The 16,850-nt window shown below is 69.8% G+C and carries 15 protein-coding genes and 1 tRNA gene; 11 read left to right on the top strand and 5 right to left on the bottom strand.

Annotation, left to right across the window (positions count from 1 at the left end; all coding sequences use genetic code 11):
* Positions 1–27 precede the first annotated feature (27 nt).
* Entirely contained in the window at positions 28–642 is a 615-nt protein-coding gene (locus SHK19_RS10945; protein ID WP_322938657.1) for an ArsR/SmtB family transcription factor, read from the bottom strand.
* A gap of 34 nt (positions 643–676) precedes the next feature.
* Here SHK19_RS10945 and SHK19_RS10950 point away from each other — a divergent pair, with 34 nt between their 5' ends.
* The 3 genes from SHK19_RS10950 (at position 677) to SHK19_RS10960 (ending at position 6,052) form a co-directional block, all read left to right on the top strand.
* Positions 677–1,246 carry a dienelactone hydrolase family protein gene (locus tag SHK19_RS10950; protein ID WP_322938658.1) on the top strand — a complete coding sequence of 190 codons (570 nt, stop codon included), beginning with the start codon at positions 677–679 and terminating at the stop codon, positions 1,244–1,246.
* Between the two features lie 193 nt (positions 1,247–1,439).
* A complete protein-coding gene (locus SHK19_RS10955; RefSeq protein WP_322938659.1) occupies positions 1,440–2,771 on the top strand; it encodes an HNH endonuclease in 1,332 nt (443 codons plus the stop codon).
* A gap of 8 nt (positions 2,772–2,779) precedes the next feature.
* Entirely contained in the window at positions 2,780–6,052 is a 3,273-nt protein-coding gene (locus tag SHK19_RS10960; RefSeq protein WP_322938660.1) for an error-prone DNA polymerase, read from the top strand.
* Here SHK19_RS10960 and SHK19_RS10965 read toward each other — a convergent pair.
* From SHK19_RS10965 to SHK19_RS10975, 3 genes are all read right to left on the bottom strand, one after another.
* Positions 6,035–6,493 (bottom strand): hypothetical protein, encoded by a 459-nt coding sequence (locus SHK19_RS10965; RefSeq protein ID WP_322455002.1) that lies wholly within the window; start codon positions 6,491–6,493, stop codon positions 6,035–6,037. The genes SHK19_RS10960 and SHK19_RS10965 overlap by 18 nt on opposite strands.
* Before the next feature lie 93 nt (positions 6,494–6,586).
* Complete coding sequence (locus SHK19_RS10970) at positions 6,587–7,177, bottom strand: hypothetical protein (protein WP_322455003.1); 591 nt, start codon at positions 7,175–7,177, stop codon at positions 6,587–6,589.
* A 49-nt stretch (positions 7,178–7,226) separates the two neighbouring features.
* Positions 7,227–7,850, bottom strand: coding sequence for a PAS domain-containing protein (locus SHK19_RS10975; protein ID WP_322936250.1), 624 nt, complete (start codon positions 7,848–7,850; stop codon positions 7,227–7,229).
* A 184-nt stretch (positions 7,851–8,034) separates the two neighbouring features.
* Here SHK19_RS10975 and SHK19_RS10980 point away from each other — a divergent pair.
* The 8 genes from SHK19_RS10980 to SHK19_RS11015 all read left to right on the top strand — a co-directional run bounded on the left by SHK19_RS10980 (position 8,035) and on the right by SHK19_RS11015 (position 15,928).
* Positions 8,035–8,111: transfer RNA gene (locus SHK19_RS10980), tRNA-Pro, on the top strand.
* Between the two features lie 84 nt (positions 8,112–8,195).
* Positions 8,196–8,507, top strand: a complete 312-nt coding sequence (locus SHK19_RS10985; RefSeq protein WP_322455005.1) for a GlsB/YeaQ/YmgE family stress response membrane protein — start codon at positions 8,196–8,198, stop codon at positions 8,505–8,507.
* A 15-nt stretch (positions 8,508–8,522) separates the two neighbouring features.
* On the top strand, positions 8,523–9,419 hold the full coding sequence (locus SHK19_RS10990; protein ID WP_322936252.1) for a patatin-like phospholipase family protein: 897 nt from the start codon (positions 8,523–8,525) through the stop codon (positions 9,417–9,419).
* Between the two features lie 140 nt (positions 9,420–9,559).
* Entirely contained in the window at positions 9,560–9,682 is a 123-nt protein-coding gene (locus tag SHK19_RS10995) for a hypothetical protein (protein ID WP_322455007.1), read from the top strand.
* Positions 9,679–10,647 carry a hypothetical protein gene (locus SHK19_RS11000; protein ID WP_322936253.1) on the top strand — a complete coding sequence of 323 codons (969 nt, stop codon included), beginning with the start codon at positions 9,679–9,681 and terminating at the stop codon, positions 10,645–10,647. Before SHK19_RS10995 ends, SHK19_RS11000 begins: the two co-directional genes overlap by 4 nt.
* A 49-nt stretch (positions 10,648–10,696) precedes the next feature.
* A complete protein-coding gene (locus tag SHK19_RS11005) occupies positions 10,697–12,499 on the top strand; it encodes an aldehyde dehydrogenase family protein (RefSeq protein WP_322936255.1) in 1,803 nt (600 codons plus the stop codon).
* Positions 12,480–14,288, top strand: coding sequence for a patatin-like phospholipase family protein (locus SHK19_RS11010; protein ID WP_322936256.1), 1,809 nt, complete (start codon positions 12,480–12,482; stop codon positions 14,286–14,288). Before SHK19_RS11005 ends, SHK19_RS11010 begins: the two co-directional genes overlap by 20 nt.
* Positions 14,288–15,928 (top strand): FAD-dependent oxidoreductase, encoded by a 1,641-nt coding sequence (locus tag SHK19_RS11015; protein WP_322936257.1) that lies wholly within the window; start codon positions 14,288–14,290, stop codon positions 15,926–15,928. The genes SHK19_RS11010 and SHK19_RS11015 overlap by 1 nt, the downstream gene beginning before the upstream one ends.
* Here the strand turns inward: SHK19_RS11015 and SHK19_RS11020 are convergent.
* Positions 15,912–16,808, bottom strand: a complete 897-nt coding sequence (locus SHK19_RS11020) for an adenylate/guanylate cyclase domain-containing protein (protein ID WP_322455012.1) — start codon at positions 16,806–16,808, stop codon at positions 15,912–15,914. The two genes, SHK19_RS11015 and SHK19_RS11020, sit on opposite strands and share 17 nt — an antisense overlap.
* Between the last annotated feature and the right edge of the window lie 42 nt (positions 16,809–16,850).

The raw sequence follows: 16,850 nt of genomic DNA on the forward strand, positions 1-16,850 counted from the left end.
GCCGTCCGCGATCGTCGAGCAGGTGTATCACTGCGCGGTCGGCAGGGTCGGCAGGGTCGGCAGGGTCGGGTGGTCGGTGGGGTAGATGCCGATGGCGAACCCGTACATGGTTTCGCCGGACCTGGGCATCCGGTCGAACTCATCAACCAGCTTGGCCATCCGGTCCCAGAACTGAGAGGCCTGATCTTCCGAGATGCGCGCATGCCGGATGAAGCCCCAGAGCTTTCCCTGAGCGAACGCCTCCACGGACTCGCGTGCTGCAACCTCGAAGTCGTTGAAGTCGCCCGGAATCTCCTCGCCAGCGGGTGATGGCTCGGCTGCCACGTGGAACATGCGCGCGGTGCGTCCGTAGAAGCGCTCCTCGATCGCCCGCACCTTCCGCGTGCGCACCACCTGGAGCAGGCCGTTCCGGGTGAGCACGTCCACGTGGTGCGCGACCGTGCTCTTGGGGCGCCCGATTGCGGCCGCGAGCTCGGTAACGGTCGCGGCCCGCTCGTGGAGGAGCTGCAGGATCGTCGTACGGAGCGGGTGACCGATGGCCTTCACCTGGTCGGCGGCGGTGAGCGCCATTCGATCAGCGAGCTCGTAGTCCGGGGGGTTGTCGGCCACAGCGGACCAGACTAACATCATCGAACGATCCAAAAGATTCGAACATTGAGCGAAGGAAGCCGCCGAGATGACCGAAGTGTTGATGTATCACCACATCCAGGGACTTACCGACGGAGTTCAGGCCTTCGCCGACGACCTGCGACAGGCCGAGCACACCGTGCACACTCCCGACCTCTTCGACGGCCGCACGTTCGGCAGCATCGAGGAGGGTTTCGGATACGCGCGCCAGGTGGGGTTCGACGCGATCCGGGAGCGCGGCATCGCCGCGGCCGACGAGTTCGGGCCCGACCTCGTTTACGCTGGATTCTCCTTCGGCGTGACCATCGCCCAGCGGCTTGCGCAGACCCGGCCGGGTGCGCGCGGGGCACTGCTCATGTACTCCTGCATCCCGGTCGCAGAGTTCGGCGAGGCATGGCCGGCGGGGGTGCCGGTGCAGATCCACGGCAAGGAGGGGGACGAGTTCTTCGACGAAGACCTGCCGGCCGCACGCGAACTCGCCGGAGCAACGGCGGCCGCCGAGCTGTTCGTCTATCCCGGCGACCAGCACCTCTTCGCTGACTCCTCGCTCGACGCGTACGACCCGCAGGCGTCCTCGCTGCTTATGGAGCGGGTGCAGACGTTCCTCGCCTCCGTCTGACCGGCGCAACCCGACGCGCTGGCGCACGCCACGTCCTCATCCGGGAAGAGGAGCGCACGCAGGGCGGCAGGAGACGGCCAGAGCGACGATGTGTCCATGTATCCCTGGTCAATGTGCTCGGAACTCATTCACAAGAATGTCCTAGAGGGTCCGAGGATCTTGCTGTTCGAACAGATGTTCGATAGAATCAGGCATGGCCCATCACCACCCGCTCCCAGCGGCACAGACAGCCGACCTGGCTGCCGCGCTGCAGGGTGGTGAGCTGCCGGACGACCCCTCCAGGCTGATCGACCTGATCGGCGAGCTGGAGAGGTTGAAGTCGCTGGCGTGCGCGGTGCAAGCCGAAGCGGCGGTGGCGTACGACGCTGCTCGTCGCAGCGCCGAGTCCGCGCAGGGTGTCCCGTTGCGCCGGCAGGGCAGGGGAGTGGCGGCCGAGATCGCAATCGCCCGCCGTGAGTCGCCGCATCGCGGTCAGACGCTGCTCGGCCTGGCCAAGATCCTCCATGCTGAGATGCCGCACACGCGGGAGCGGCTGGCCGACGGGACGCTGAGCGAGTTCCGCGCGATCCTGCTGGTGCGCGAGACCGCCTGCCTGACGGCGGAGCACCGGACATTCGTCGACGAGGAGCTCTGCGCCGACCCGGCCGCTCTCGAGGGCGTCGGCACCCGTGAGCTGGTGGCGCGCGCGAAGCGGGCTGCCTACGAGATCGACCCGGCGTCCGTCGTACGACGTGCCCGCAACGCCGAGTCCGACCGCAACGTGACGGTGCGGCCGGCGCCGGACACGATGACCTACCTGACCGGCCTGCTTCCCGTCGCCCGAGGCGTTGCTGTGCACGCAGCACTCGGCCGTGACGCGGATGCACTCCGGGCCCAGGGCGATCCCCGCGGTCGCGGACAGCTGATGGCCGACCTGCTCGTGGCGAGGGTGACCGGTGCCGAACTGGTGGATGACGCGCCGACGCCGGTGCCGGTGCTGGTCAACCTGACGATGTCGGACTCGACGCTGCTCGGTGGGCACGCACCTGGACAGGTCGGAGCGGACGGGGTGGCACCTGAGATCCTGCCGGCCGAGATCGCCAGGCTCCTCCTGACGCGGACGCTGAACGCGGAGGTCGGTGCCTGGATCCGCCAGCTCTACGTCGATCACACCGGCCGACTGCTCGGGATGACCAGCAAGCAGCGCTTCTTCGCCGACGGGCTTGCCGACTTCCTCGGTCAGCGGGACCTCGGGATCTGCCGCACCCCGTTCTGCGACGCGCCGATCCGACACCGCGACCACGTCACCGCCGTCGACCACGGCGGAGCGACCACTGCTGACAACGGGCAGGGGATGTGCGAGGCGTGCAACCACGCCAAGGAAGCGCCGGGGTGGCGCCAGACCACTGTCGACGGCCTCCGACATTCAGTGGAGACGATCACGCCCAGCGGCCACCGCTACCGAAGTACGGCGCCGCCACCAGTCGGCTGGCGTGAACCTCGCTGGGTCAAGGAAAGCCCCGGCGTCTACACCCTCGTCGCCTGACCACTGTCATGGGCTGGAGCAACCCACCCGTCCCGTGGCGGGAGATCGAGCGCCGGTTGTCCGGGCGGGTGCCCGGGGTCGAGGACGCGCCGATCTCCCGGCGCAAGAGGCCCTCCGCAGAGCCGCTGGAGATCAGTCGTCCCGAGTCGGTCACGCCTTACGCCGAGCTGCACTGCCACAGCCACTTCAGCTTCCTCGACGGTGCCAGCTCACCCACGGACCTGGTCACGGAAGCGGCGCGACTAGGTCTGAGCGCGCTCGCCATCACCGACCACGACAACTTCGCCGGTGCGCCGCTCTTCGCCGAGGCGAGTGCTGCGTACGACCTCCCCAGCATCTACGGCGCCGAGCTCAGCCTCGGCCTGACCACTCCGCAGAACGGGATCCCGGACCCCGAGGGCACCCACCTGCTCGTCCTCGCCCGCGGCGTGGAGGGCTACCACCGACTGGCATCGGCCATGACAGAGGCACACCTGGCCGGTGACGAGAAGGGCAGACCTACCTATGCCCTCGACGACCTGGCGGACATCGGGCGCGGCCACTGGGTCGTCCTCACGGGCTGCCGCAAGGGGATGAGGTCGCCGGAGGCGATCGACGACCTGATCGACCGCTTCGGCCGCGACCACGTCGTCGTCGAGCTCAGCGGCCACGGCAAGCCCGGGGACGACGAGACCAACTACCTCCTCGCCGCGATCGCCCGTGACCGACGGCTGCCCGTCGTCGCCACCGGCAACGTCCACCACTCGACGCCGGACAAGCGACGGCTTGCCACCGCCATGGCCGCGATCCGTGCCCGGCGCAGCATCGCCGAGCTCGACGGCTGGCTGGATCTCTCCGGGTCGGCACACCTGCGCAGCGGTGCGGAGATGGAGCAGCTGTTCGGCCGCTACCCGGGTGCCATCAGCCACACTGTCACCCTCGCCGGTGAGCTCGCCTTCGACCTCCACAAGGCGTCGCCCCGGCTGCCCAAGCAGGGCATCCCCGAGGGAGAGACGCCGGGCTCCTGGCTGCGAATCCTCACCGAGCACGGCTTCCAGCAGAGGTATGCCGGCTCGCCGCTCGAGCGTGAGGCCAGGGCGCGGGTCGACGCCGAGCTCGAGGTGATCCTCCGCAAGGACTTCGCCGGCTACTTCGTGATCGTCCACGACATCGTCGCGTTCGCGAGGAGCCGGGGGATCCTGTGCCAGGGAAGGGGGTCCGCAGCGAGCTCAGCTGTGTGCTTCGCGCTCGGGATCACCGCGATCGACTCGGTCTACTACCGGCTGCCGTTCGAGCGGTTCATCTCCGAGCACCGCGAGGAGGAGCCCGACATCGACGTCGACTTCGACTCCGACCGACGGGAGGAGGTCATCCAGTGGGTCTACGAGACCTACGGCCGGCACAACGCAGCACAGGTCTGCAACGTGGTGAGCTACCGCCCGCGGATGGCGATCCGCGACGCCGCCAAGGCGCTCGGCTTCTCGACCGGGCAGCAGGACGCGTGGTCGAAGTCGGTCGACGGATGGGCGAGCGCGGTCGAGACGGAGTCGGAGATACCGCGGCCGGTCGTGTCGCTCGCCGAGGAGCTCCTGTCCGCACCCCGGCACCTCGGCATCCACTCCGGCGGCATGGTGCTCACCGAACGCCCGATCGGCGAGGTCTGCCCGATCGAGCGCGCCCGGATGCCAGGACGCACCGTCCTCCAGTGGGACAAGGACGGCTGCGAGTCGATGGGGCTGGTGAAGTTCGACCTGCTCGGTCTCGGCATGCTCGGCGCGCTCGACCACATGATCCGGCTGATCGACGAGCACCTCGGCAAGCGCTGGGAGCTGGAGACGATCCCCAAGGAGGAGCCCGAGGTCTACGACATGCTCTGCCGCGCAGACTCGATCGGCGTCTTCCAGGTCGAGAGTCGTGCTCAGATCGGCACCCTCCCACGGCTCAAGCCCCGCAGCTTCTACGACCTTGCCATCGAGATCGCGCTGATCCGGCCGGGGCCGATCCAGGGCGGCGCCGTCCACCCCTACATCCGCCGCGCCACCGGCAAGGAGCCGGTCACCTACGACCATCCGTCGCTCGAGCCGGTGCTCGCGCGCACCCTCGGCGTACCGCTCTTCCAGGAGCAGCTGATGGCGATGGCGGTGACCCTCGGGGACTGCTCCCGTGACGACGCCGACCTGCTGCGGCGGGCGATGGGTTCCAAGCGAGGGGTGGAGCGGATCGAGAGGGTCAAGGAGAAGCTGTACGCCGGCATGGCCCGTCGCGGCATCACCGGCGACCGGGCCGACGGCATCTACGTGAAGATCCTGTCTTTCGCCAACTTCGGCTTCGCCGAGTCCCACGCACTCAGCTTCGCGCTGCTCGTCTATGCGTCGTCGTGGTTCAAGCTGCACTACCCTGCTGCCTTCCTCGCCGGGCTCCTGCGCAACCAGCCGATGGGCTTCTACTCGCCGCAGTCACTGGTCGCCGATGCCCGGAGGCATGGTGTCGTCGTCCTCAGACCCGACATCCAGCTGTCCGCCGCCCAGTCAGACCTGGAGGAGACCACGCCAGTCGACGACCCGCTGCGGTACGACGGGGGACTGGCCGTGCGGCTCGGGCTGGACTCGGTGCGGGGCATCGGCTCGGAGCTGGCCGATCGGATCGTCGCCGAGCGGGAGGCGGCGCCGTACACCGACATCACCGACCTGTCGCGAAGAGCCGGGTTGACCTCCGCACAGCTCGAGTCGCTGGCGACGGCTGGTGCGTTCGACGGCTTCGGGCTCGACCGACGTCAGGCGCTGTGGATGTCCGGCTACGCCGAGACCGACGGCCAGCTGCCCGGCACCACCCCGGCGCCGCCCCCGCCGACGCTGCCGGTGATGAGCGACGAAGAACTCACCCTGGCCGACCTCTGGGCGACGAAGATCTCGCCCGAGCGGCACCCGATCGAGCACCTCCGGCCTGATCTCGAGGCCGCGGGGATCCTCCCCATCGCTGCTCTTTGGCAGACGGACTCCGGGCGCCGGGTCCGGGTCGCCGGCCTGATCACCCACCGCCAGCGGCCGGGCACGGCGATGGGCATCACCTTCCTCAACCTGGAGGACGAGACAGGCATGCTCAACGTGATCTGCTCCCAGGGCGTGATGAGGGCACATCGTCAGGCTGCCCGCCACCGGGTCGCCGTCATCATCCGCGGGAAGCTGGAGCGCAGCGATGGCGTGGTCAATCTTGTTGCTGACCAGGTGGTCTCGCTCGACGTGCTGGTGCCCGGTGCCGGCTCGGCGCTCCAGGTCCGTCAGACGTCACGAGACTTCCGCTGACGGCTGTTCCAGGTGGTCGCAGGTGAAGTCGTCGCAGCTCACCTTCCACGTGCCGTCGACCAGCATCAGCTCGTAGACCGTCGTGATATTGGTGACGTCCGAGCCGACCACCGCGGTGGCGACGTCACCGGTGATCGTGATGTCGGAGACGAGCACGTCGTCCTCGTCGTACTGCGGCTCGACCCACGACTGCATGTGCTCGTCGCACGCCTCCTCAGGGGTATCGGAGAGCAGTGCCTTCTCGAGGAGGTACTCCTCGGTGACCAGATCGCAGCTTGGGTCGAAGAAGCTCGCCACCAGGGCGTCGCGGACCGCTGCCTGGTCCGCAGGCAACGTCTCGCTCTCCTCCGCGGAGCTGTCCGACTCCTCGTCATCGCCGTCACCGCAAGCAGTCAGGAAGAACGGGAGGACCAGGACTGAGGCGATGAGCTTGCGCGTCATGAAGCAGAGTAAAGAGGATCGAGACCCTCCCTAGGACCGGAACCCCACGGAATCATTCTCGAGGCGGACCGGGATCCGACCTCAGGACGATTCTCAGGCAGACTCGAACCACGGGTTCCGCAGGTCGTAGAACGTTGCGTCCTTGAAGAACTGCTCCAGCTCCCCGCGGACTTCCTCGGGCGGTTCCTTGCCCTCGCCGGCGCGGGCTGCCTCCTCGGTCGTGAACGCGACGGTCTCGGTGAACGTGCCGTCGGGCTCGAGCGCGAGCGAGCCACCGATGATCTCGGGTCGCAGGTCGCGGATCGCGCCGATGTTGGCGAGCATCGATTTGAGCCGCTCAGGGTCGTCGGTCTTGCCGCGGATGATCTGCACGAATCCCGCCTCGTCAGAGCCGCCGTCGAGGAACAAGGTGACGTCGTCGCAGTCGTGGAACTCAGCGGGCCCGTCCAGCAGCGCGGTCATCCGCTCCGCCCACGCGCCCTGCTGGGGCCGCTCGGAGTTCGCCGAGGCGGCATTCCGGGACTCGAAGCGGACCACGCCGATGAACTGGTCGTCGTCGGTGAAGCCGTAGGTGCCGCCGAGCCAGCCGGTGGCACCGGGCGCCAGGTCGCGACGCCACTCGTCGATGAGCGCACGGAGCTCGTCCTGCCGCGTGCACGTGCCCTGGATGATCTGGATGAACATGCGATTGACGCTACGCCCGCCGACGGACCGCGGCCATAGCCAACCGGGATTACGTCTGGCGGGAGCGTGCGGCCGAGCGCACCATGCCGCGCTCGTCGGGGTCGTCGGACCGGTTGAGCACGAGGTCGCCGGCCGTCATCGCCCGGGCCGCCTGGAGCGTGCGGTCGAGGAAAGCCGCCACGGAGTCGACGTCACCCATCTGCAGGGCGAGTCTGGCGGCGCTGATGCCCTGCACGACGTTCTCGGCGCGCAGCCGGTCGGTGATGTCGACGCAGGTGCCCCTCAGCCGCACCGGGGTGCCGTCCTCGTCCTTCACCACCTCGCCGTTCGTGGCTAGATGACGCACCTCGCCGTCCGGCCGCACGATCCGCTCCACCATCGACCAGGCACCGCCCGTCTCGTAGACCCGTCGGTGGGTGGCGGTCACGGCGTCCCGGTCGTCCGGGTGCACCATCGACAGGAATCGGTCGTACGACGCGTTGAACTCCTGCGGCTGGTAGCCGTAGATGCGGTAGAGCTGGTCGGACCAGGAGGACTCGTCGCTCTCGATGTGCCAGTCGAAGTCGCCCATGTTGGCGACCTGCTGAGCATCGTCGAATCGCGATCGAAGGTCGGCCAGCTGCTGACCGGTCTCCTCCAGTTCCTGGCGCAGCCGTTCGACATTCCGTTTCATGTCGCCTCCTCATGACGGAACATAGGGCGGTCGCGAGGGCGCCGATAGGCGATCGGGCAAGGTCTGAGCGATCGATGCGGGACCTAGTACCTACGGGCTACCGGGACCGGCACCGGGATTCGGGGGCGACAACACCCTGCGGTAGTGTTCCACCCGCTTCGGACGGCGGTCCCGGACGGAGCTTCGGGCTGTGGCGCAGCTTGGTAGCGCACTTGACTGGGGGTCAAGGGGTCGCAGGTTCAAATCCTGTCAGCCCGACCACTCGAACCGGCTCTGACCCGCGGAAAACGCCGGGTCGGAGCCGGTCTCACGGGCGACACCGATGACGCTGGCTATGCTCCGTGCATGCTCATCATCGGCATCATCCTGTTCGGCATGCTCGTCGGCGCAGCTGCCCAGCTCATTCTCGGGACCGGGCGGGACGGGATCGACTGGGCGCGGGCGATCGTGGCCGGGCTGCTCGGCTCCTTCCTCGGCGGCCTGGTGGTGAGCCTGATCGCCGGCGACGGGGTGGAGCTGAGGCCGAGCGGGATCATCGGGTCGGTGGCCGGTGCCATCGTGATCTCCCTCGCTCAGCAGTGGTGGGACCGACGTGGAGAGCCGACCGCCGCCGATCGCGCCGCTCAGCGGTCGGGGGACCCACGCAAGTCTCGCTAGACGGTTGATCACGGCATGACCAGGCAGGGACTCGTGATCGGCGCCGGGGGCGTCACGGGGCTGGCGTGGTCGAGCGCCACCCTGGCAGCGCTGGCGCGCACGGCCGACTGGGACCCCCGCGACGCCGACGTGCTGGTCGGGACCTCGCAAGGCTCCCTGCTGGCGGGGTTGCTCGCGAGCGGGGTGGGCACCGAAGAGCTGGTCCGCTGGTACCGCAAGGAGCTCCCGGACGCGCATCCGCTGCTCGCCCGGCCCGCCCCACGGATTCGCGACGACGGTCGGCGTGGGAAGCGTCGGCCGGCGTCCCCGGCGCTGCTCGCCCGCGCGATCGGGCCCGGACGGATCAGCCCGGTCGCTGCGCTGTCCGGACTGCTCCCGGTGGGCGTCGGGTCGCTCGACGGCTTCCTCGCCCCGCTCGCCGCCCTCGTCGGCACCGACGGCTGGGTCGAGCACGACGCGACGTGGGTCACCGCCCTCGACTACGACACCGGACGGCGCGTGTGCTTCGGTGCGCCCGGGCAGCCGCGACCTCCCGTTCTCGAGGCGGTCCGCGCGTCCTGCACGGTCCCCGGCCAGTTCCCGCCGGTGCGTATCGACGGCCGTCGCTACATCGACGGTGGAGCGCACTCGACCACGAACGCGGACCTCGCGGTCGACGCCCGGATCGACGAGGTCGTCGTGCTCGCGCCGATGGCGGGCGACGGCGGCGTCCTGCAGCGGGTGGCACGACGGCAGCTCACCGCCGAGTCCCGCCGGCTGACTGCCGCCGGTGTCACCGTGCGGGTGCTGACACCCACACGGGCCGACCGCGCCTTGATGGCCGCCCACCCACGGGACCCGGCCCAGCGTTTCCGTATCTTCGAGGCCGCTCTGGAGAGTGGGCCGGGACGGGTCGCCGCGGCATACCGCTGACCTCCGCGCGCGTCCCCAGAACCGGTCGCCTGACCTGGACAGGTGGCCAGCAAAGTCTGGACAGGTGGTCAAAATGTCCTCAGTTCTGATGACAGACCCGCAGCGTCCGCCCTACTCTCCGAGCGGAGGGAGTTACAGAGATGGGGAGTTCTTGGCAGATCCTGGCCGACATCGAGGCGCCCGTGGTGATCACGGTCGTGTCCGCTGTCGGCTTGCTGGTCTTCTGCGCCTGGGCGGTGTTGTTCCTCGACGACAACCGGTGACGCGACTCGGAGCGTTCGCCCTGGCGGTGGCGCTTGGCGCCTGTACGGCCGGCGGGCCCGATCGGTCCGCGGCCGAGCCGGAGCGCGCAGCGGCACCCGTTGCCGGGTGTCCGGCGTTCCCGGCCAACAATTGGTGGCACGCGGACATCTCCGACCTGCCCGTGCATCCGCGGAGCGCGGAGTGGCTGCAGCGGATGTCCCCGCGCAGCGACCTGCACCCTGACTTCGGTCCGTCGTTCGGGGAAGGACCGCCGTACGGCATCCCGATCACGGTCGTCGCCGGTGACCACCGCAAGGTCCGCGTCCGCTTCACCTACGCCGGCGAGAGCGACCGGGTGCGCTACCCGCTCGGCCGAGACACCCGCATCGAGGGCGGCCGCGGCAGCGACGGTGACCGGCACGCGATCATCGTGGACCGCGATCACTGCCGGCTCTACGAGACATGGGCGACCCGGGTCCGCGACGGACGCTGGCGCGCCGGGTCGGGCGCCGTGTGGAGCCTCCGGTCCAACCGGCTGCGGCCCGACGGCTGGACGTCGGCTGACGCCGCGGGTCTGCCGATCCTGCCCGGACTGCTGAGGTGGCGCGAGGTCCGCGACGGCACCATCGACCACGCGATCCGCTTCACCACCGACGTGACCAGCACCCACCATCTCTGGCCGGCGCGTCACGACGCCGGGTCGCGGACGTCGCGGAGCTACCCGCCGATGGGGGCGCGGTTCCGGCTGGCGGCCGACTTCGACACCAGCGGTTACGGCCGCTACGCGCGCCGGGTGATCCGGGCGATGCAGACTTACGGCCTCGTCCTCGCCGACAACGGCAGTCCGTGGTTCTTCCAGGGCGAGCAGCACCGGAGGTGGCCAGCGCGGTTGATCGAGGAGCTCAAGCAGATCCCGGCAGACGAGTTCGTGGCCGTGGACACTTCCGGGCTCCAGGTCGACCCGGACAGCGCGGCTGTGAATTGATCCGGCCGTTATCTCCCGTTCGGCGGTGGTGAGGGGCCATTCTGGGGGCATGAGCCTGCCCGGATTCTTCGACGCTCTCTCCGCCGAGCACAGGGACACCGTCGCCAAGCTGCTGACCGAGGTGGAGTTCGAACCCGGCACCACGATCTTCACCGAGGGCGACGAGGGCGATGCGGCGTACTTCATCGACGAGGGGGAGGTCCGCATCGAGCTCGAGCTGCCCGAGGTCGACACCGAGTCGGTGCTCCGCTACGAGGGTCCCGGCTCGACCCTGGGCGAGGTCGCCCTCCTCGACCGGCTCCCGCGCTCCGCGACCGCGGTCGCGGACACACGGGTACAGGCCCGGACGATCACCACCGCGAGCCTCGACGAGCTCGCCGCCCGAGACCCCGGGGCCGCCCTCGGGGTGACTCAGGAGCTCGCACGGGACGCGACGGCCAAGCTGCGACGCCTGACCGAGCAGGCGTCCGACCTGATGTTCGCCGCTGCTCCGGACCCGGTGGTCGACGAGCTAGTCAGCCGAGCGGCAGCCGCCCAGGCGCAGTTCGCGGACTGGCCCGAGGACCGTGTCGATGCGCTGCTCGGCCGACTGACCGCAGTCTTCCTCGAGCACGCGGCGCCCCTGGCCGAGGCGACGGTGGAGGAGACCCACGTCGGCAACGCCGCCGACAAGACGCTCAAGAACATGGTCGCGGCCCAAGGGGTCTACGACTCGCTGGTCGGGCAGGTCGGTGCCGGGCCGCTCGGCACCGACGACCTGACCCAGGTCACGGAGATCGCCGAGGCGGTCGGCGTGATCTTCGGTCTGGTGCCGGTCACCAACCCGGTGGCGACGGCGTACTTCAAGACCCTGGTCAGCCTCAAGTCGCGCAACGCGGTCATCCTCAGCTTCCACCACGCCGTGCTGGGCGTCGGCAACCGCGTCGGCGAGCTGATCCACCAGGTGCTGAGCGAGGAGGGCGCGCCCGCGGACCTGGTGCTCTGGGTCAAGAAGCGGGGGAGCCGCAAGCTGACACAGCAGTTCATGAGCCACCCCGGCGTCGGTCTGGTCCTCGCGACCGGGGGCGCTGCGATGGTGCAGGCGGCCTACAGCTCGGGTACGCCGGCGCTCGGGGTCGGTCCCGGCAACGCTCCGTGCTGGATCGCCCCCGACGCCGATCTCGCCACGGCCGCGAGCTCGATCGTGATGTCCAAGTCGTTCGACAACGGTGTCATCTGCGGCGCCGAGCACAACCTGGTCGTCGACCGCTCGGTGCGCGACGACTTCGTCGCCCGGCTCGAGAGCCAGGGCGCCGCCGTCCTCACCCCGCAGGAGGCGGAGGCCTTCCTCGCGCTCGCGATCGACCCCGCGACCAACCGGTTCCGCAGCGAGACGGTCGGGCAGTCAGCCGCGACCATCGCCGGGTTCACCGGTATCAGCCGGCCGTTCGAGATCAAGGTGATCGTGGTCCCGGCGACCTGGGACGGCGAGGACACCCCGCTGGCGGGCGAGAAGATGACCCCGGTGCTGTCGCTCTTCGACGTCTCCGGGGACGACGAGGCGATCGCCTTCTCCCGCCGCCTCCTCGGGTTCATGGGTAGCGGGCACACATCGATCGTGCACAGCGCCGACCCGGACCGGATCGCCCGGTTCGGCGCGGCGATGCCGACCAGCCGGATCCTGGCCAACTCGCCCGGGGCACATGGCGTCTTCGGCGTCACGACCGGCCTGGTGCCGTCCCTCACCCTCGGGTGCGGCACGTACGGGGGCAACTCGACCACCGACAACGTCAGCTTCAAGAACCTCCGCAACATCAAGCGCCTCGCCCGACTGGTCCAGCCCGGAGGTGGCAGTGCGGACAATCCGGGCTGAGCCGCGCCACGCGGTCGGCGCACTGGCGAGCTGCACGGTCTTCCAGGGCATGCCGCCGGAGCGCCTCGAGGAGCTCGCCCGGACGATGGAGTGGACGGTGCTCGACCGGGGGGAGGTGCTGATGCGCACCGGAGATCCGGGCGACGACCTCTACGTCGTCGCCGGCGGGCGACTCAATGTCGCGGTCGCGGGCGCCGACGGCACCGAGACGATCGTCCGCGAGATCGGCCGCGGCTCCACGGTGGGGGAGGTGGCGCTGCTGACCGGATCACGGCGTACCGCCACCGTCCGGGCGGTGCGCGACACGCTCGTCGGCCGGCTGTCCCGCGCGTCGTTCGAGCACCTGATGGAGGAGGATCCTCGCGGGGCGCTCGAGCTCACCCGGGTGGTGGCCGGCTGGCTGCTGCCCGGAAGTCCGCCCCGTCGCAACAGCGCGCCGGCAACGGTCGCACTGGTTCCTGCCGCCGGCATCGACGCGCGGGAGGTGGCGGCCCGGATCGGGGCCGCCATCCCACTCCAGGCGCTCGACGCGCCGGCCGTGGATCAGGCGGTCGGCGAAGGTGCCGCCCGGTCGCCGGCCGGCTCCCCGCACGAGCGCGCGCTCGCCGACTACCTGGACGCCGCCGAGGTCGAGCACTCACTCATTCTGCTGACAGCCGATCCCGAGCCGGACTCGCCGTGGACCGAGCGCGTGCTCCGGCGGGCCGACCGGGTCCTGGTCGCCGCGCCAGGGGGAGTGCGTCCCGACCGGGTGACGCGCGCGCAGCTGATCCGGATCGCCCGGACGGCGCCGGAGGTCCCTCGCGAGCTGGTGTTCGTCCGCCAGTCCGGGCAGCCGGCGCCGGGGATCACTGCGCTCTGGCGCGAAGCCGGTGGCTTCACCCGCCAGTCGCATGTGCTGGCGGACGCCGACGCGGACTGGCAGCGGCTCGGTCGGCACCTGACGGGCAGGGCAACCGGCCTGGTCCTCGGCGGCGGCGGCGCGCGGGGGTTCGCGCACATCGGCGTGCTGCGTGCGCTGATCGAGTCCGGCATCGAGATCGACCGGGTGGGCGGGAGCAGCATGGGCGCGCTGGTCGGAGGCCTGTGGTCGATCGGGCTCGCTCCCGACGAGATCGTCGAGGCCAACCGTGAGATCTGGCACGAGATCCGGCCGCTGAAGGGCTTCACGTTTCCCTTCGTCGCGCTGCACGGCTCGGGGCGCAGCCGGACGGCGATGCAGGGGTGCTTCGGTGACCGCCGGATCGAGGACCAGGCCCGTGACTTCTTCTGCACGTCGACCAACCTGACCCGCAACCGGAGCATGGTCCACGCGAGCGGCCCGCTAGCACGCTACGTGCTGGCGAGCGTGTCGATCCCGGGCATCGTGGCCCCGGTCATCGACCGCGGCGAGCTGCTCGTGGACGGCGGCGTGCTCGACAACCTGCCGGTCGACCCGATGAGCAGCACCGGCGCGGGCACGATCTACGCGAGTGACGTCTCACCGCCGCGGACGTTCTCCGTCGGCCTGCACTGGGAGGACGCACCCGGGCTCATCGACGTCATCCGCCATCGGGTTCGTCGCGGCGCGGGGACCGCATTCCCCAGCATCGTGCGGATCCTGGAGCGCACCGCGACCCTGGCCAGCGACCGCGCTGCCTCGACCCAGCGGTTGCGCGACGACGTGCGCTTCATCGCGCCGCCGGTCGGGCCGTACGACACCCTGGACATGTCACGTCTGGACGAGATCGTCGAGGTCGGCTACCGGTCGGCGCTCGAGGCGATCTCCCAGTGGTCGGAGGAGAAGTGATGACGGCAACCGTGCAGCGCCCGGTGCGGGTGGTGTGTCTCGGCGGCGGATGGACCGCGATCTACCTGGCGCGCTCGCTGAAGAAGGCGATCAGGCGAGGCGACGTGGAGCTGACGATCGTCAGCCGCGACAACTTCCACACCTTCCATGGCTTCATCGCCGAGATGCTCACCGGCAAAGTGTCGCCGACCAACATCACCAGCCCGTCGCGGCGGTTGTTCCCGCCTGCCCGGTTCCACAACGCCGAGATCAAGTCCGTCGACGTCGAGCAGCAGACGGTGACCACCTCGCGGCTGCTGGACGGCAAGGAGAAGGTGCTGGAGTACGACCACCTCGTGGTCGCCCTGGGCTCGATCGACGACCTCTCCCGCTATCCCGGGATCGCCCAGCACGCGTTCCAGCTCAAGACCTTCGCCGACAACTTCAAGGTGAGGAACCACCTGCTGGCCATGCTCGAGATGGCCGAGATCGAGACCGATCCGGTCGAGCGCCAGCGGCTGCTGACCTTCATCGTCGTCGGCGGCGGCTTCGGAGGCGTCGAGGTCGCCACCGAGCTGATGGACTACTTCCGGCGGCTGGCGAGCAAGGAGTACCCCGGGATCGACCCGGCCGAGCTCCGGGTGCTGCTGGTGCACTCGGGCGAGAGGATCCTGCCCGAGCTCGCCGCCCGGCAGCCGAAGCTCATCGGCTACGCCGAGCGGACCATCGCCAAGGGCGGGGTCGAGGTGCTCACCCGCACGCGCATCACCGCCGCGACCCGGGACGAGGCGATCCTCTCCGACGGCACCGTCGTCCAGACCCGTTCGATCATCAGCTCGTCGGGGACGTCGTTGTCGCCGCTGCTTGACCTGATGCCCTACGAGCGCGACGAGCGCGGGCGGATCATCACCGACGTGAACGTCCAGGTGCCCGGCACCGACAACGTGTGGGCGGCCGGCGACTGCGCCGCCGTACCCCATCCGCAGGGTGGCACCTGCCCGGCCGTGGCCATCTATGCGATGTACGGCGGCCGCCAGATCGGCCGCAACATCGTCCGGCAGATCGAGGGGAAGCCCCTCAAGCCGTTCAAGTTCGCCGGGCTCGGCGACGCCTGCTCGCTGGGCCGCCGCAAGGCGGTCTCCCACCTGAAGGGCATGCGGTTCTACGGGTTGCCGGCCTGGATCCTGTGGCGCCTGTTCTTCTGGTGGTTCGTCCCCACCTGGGAGCGCAAGGCGGACATCGCGTTCGACTGGCTGATGGCGCCGTTCTTCGGCCGCGACATCGTGGGCGTGCGGGTCGCGACCCCGTTCGGCCTGCGCCGCGAGCACTACGAGACCGGACAGGCCGTGGTGCGCCAGGGCGAGGTGGGTCAGCAGATCTACGTGATCGCCAGTGGCACGGCCGACATCATCCGCGAGACGCCCGACGGCGACGTGCTGGTGACCACCTTGAGCGCGGGCGACCACTTCGGCGAGAAGGCGGTCTTCGAGCAGACCCGGCGGACCGCAACCGTGCGCGCGACCTCCGCGCTGGAGGTGCTGTCACTCGGGCAGACCGAGGCGCGCGCCCTCGCCGAGACCATCCAGACCTTCGGCGCGGCCGTCCGGGAGCTGCCGAACGAGCCCGAGCACAACCCAGCGCCGATCACCCCGGCTGGGTGAACCGGATCTTCGTCTCCCCGATAACCAGCTCGTCGCCGTCGACCAGCTCCTGCGCGATGGTGATCCGCTCGCCGTTGACCGTGGTGCCGTGGGTGGACTGGAGGTCGGTGAGCACGAACCCGGCCGGCGTGCCGGTGATCGCGCAGTGGTGACGGCTCACCAGGTTGTCGTTGAGGACGAGGTCGTTGTCGGGCATCCGGCCGATCCGCAGGCCGTGCTCGTCGAGAGGCAGGGCCCGGCCGTCCTCCATCACCAGCTCAGCGGCGGAGACTGCGGCCGGCCGGTAGAGAGTGCGCGCCACCGCCGCCGCGGCCGCACCCGACGTGCCGAGCGACTTGATCCGGGGGAACGACGTCAGCATCCCCTCGGCACGGACCTGGAAGAGCCGCTCCTCCTCGGCCAGGTCCTTCAGGGGATGCGTGCCGAGGTCGGTGATCTCGAGTCCCCCCGGCCGGGTGGCGAAGTCCTCGACCACCGCCTGCGACACCACCACCTGGCCCCCGTTGGCGGTCCCCATGATCCGCGCCGCCCGGTGCACGTCGTACCCGACGAAGCTGCCGTCGTACGACGACACCACGCCGACGTGGATGCCGGTCCGGGACCGGATCGGGCGACCGCCGGGCCAGGTCGCGGCGGTCAGCTCGCGCTGCGCCTGGATCGCGGCGGCGACCGCGTCGGGCACCGAGGGGAACACGACGAAGAACCCGTCACCGGCGGTGTCGACCTCGTGACCGTTGTGGTCCTTCCACGCCCGGCGGCAGGTCTCCCGGTGGAGCCGGAGGACGTCCTTCCACTGGTCGCCGAGCCGGTTGGCGTGCAGCGTCGAGCCCTCGATGTCCGAGAACAACATCGCCAGGCGCTGCTGGGACAGCTCGCTCACCTTCGACATCCTAGAGTTCGGTTCATGCGGGCCACGCAGCAA

Source organism: Nocardioides bizhenqiangii, from assembly GCF_034661235.1.
Classification (GTDB): domain Bacteria; phylum Actinomycetota; class Actinomycetes; order Propionibacteriales; family Nocardioidaceae; genus Nocardioides; species Nocardioides bizhenqiangii.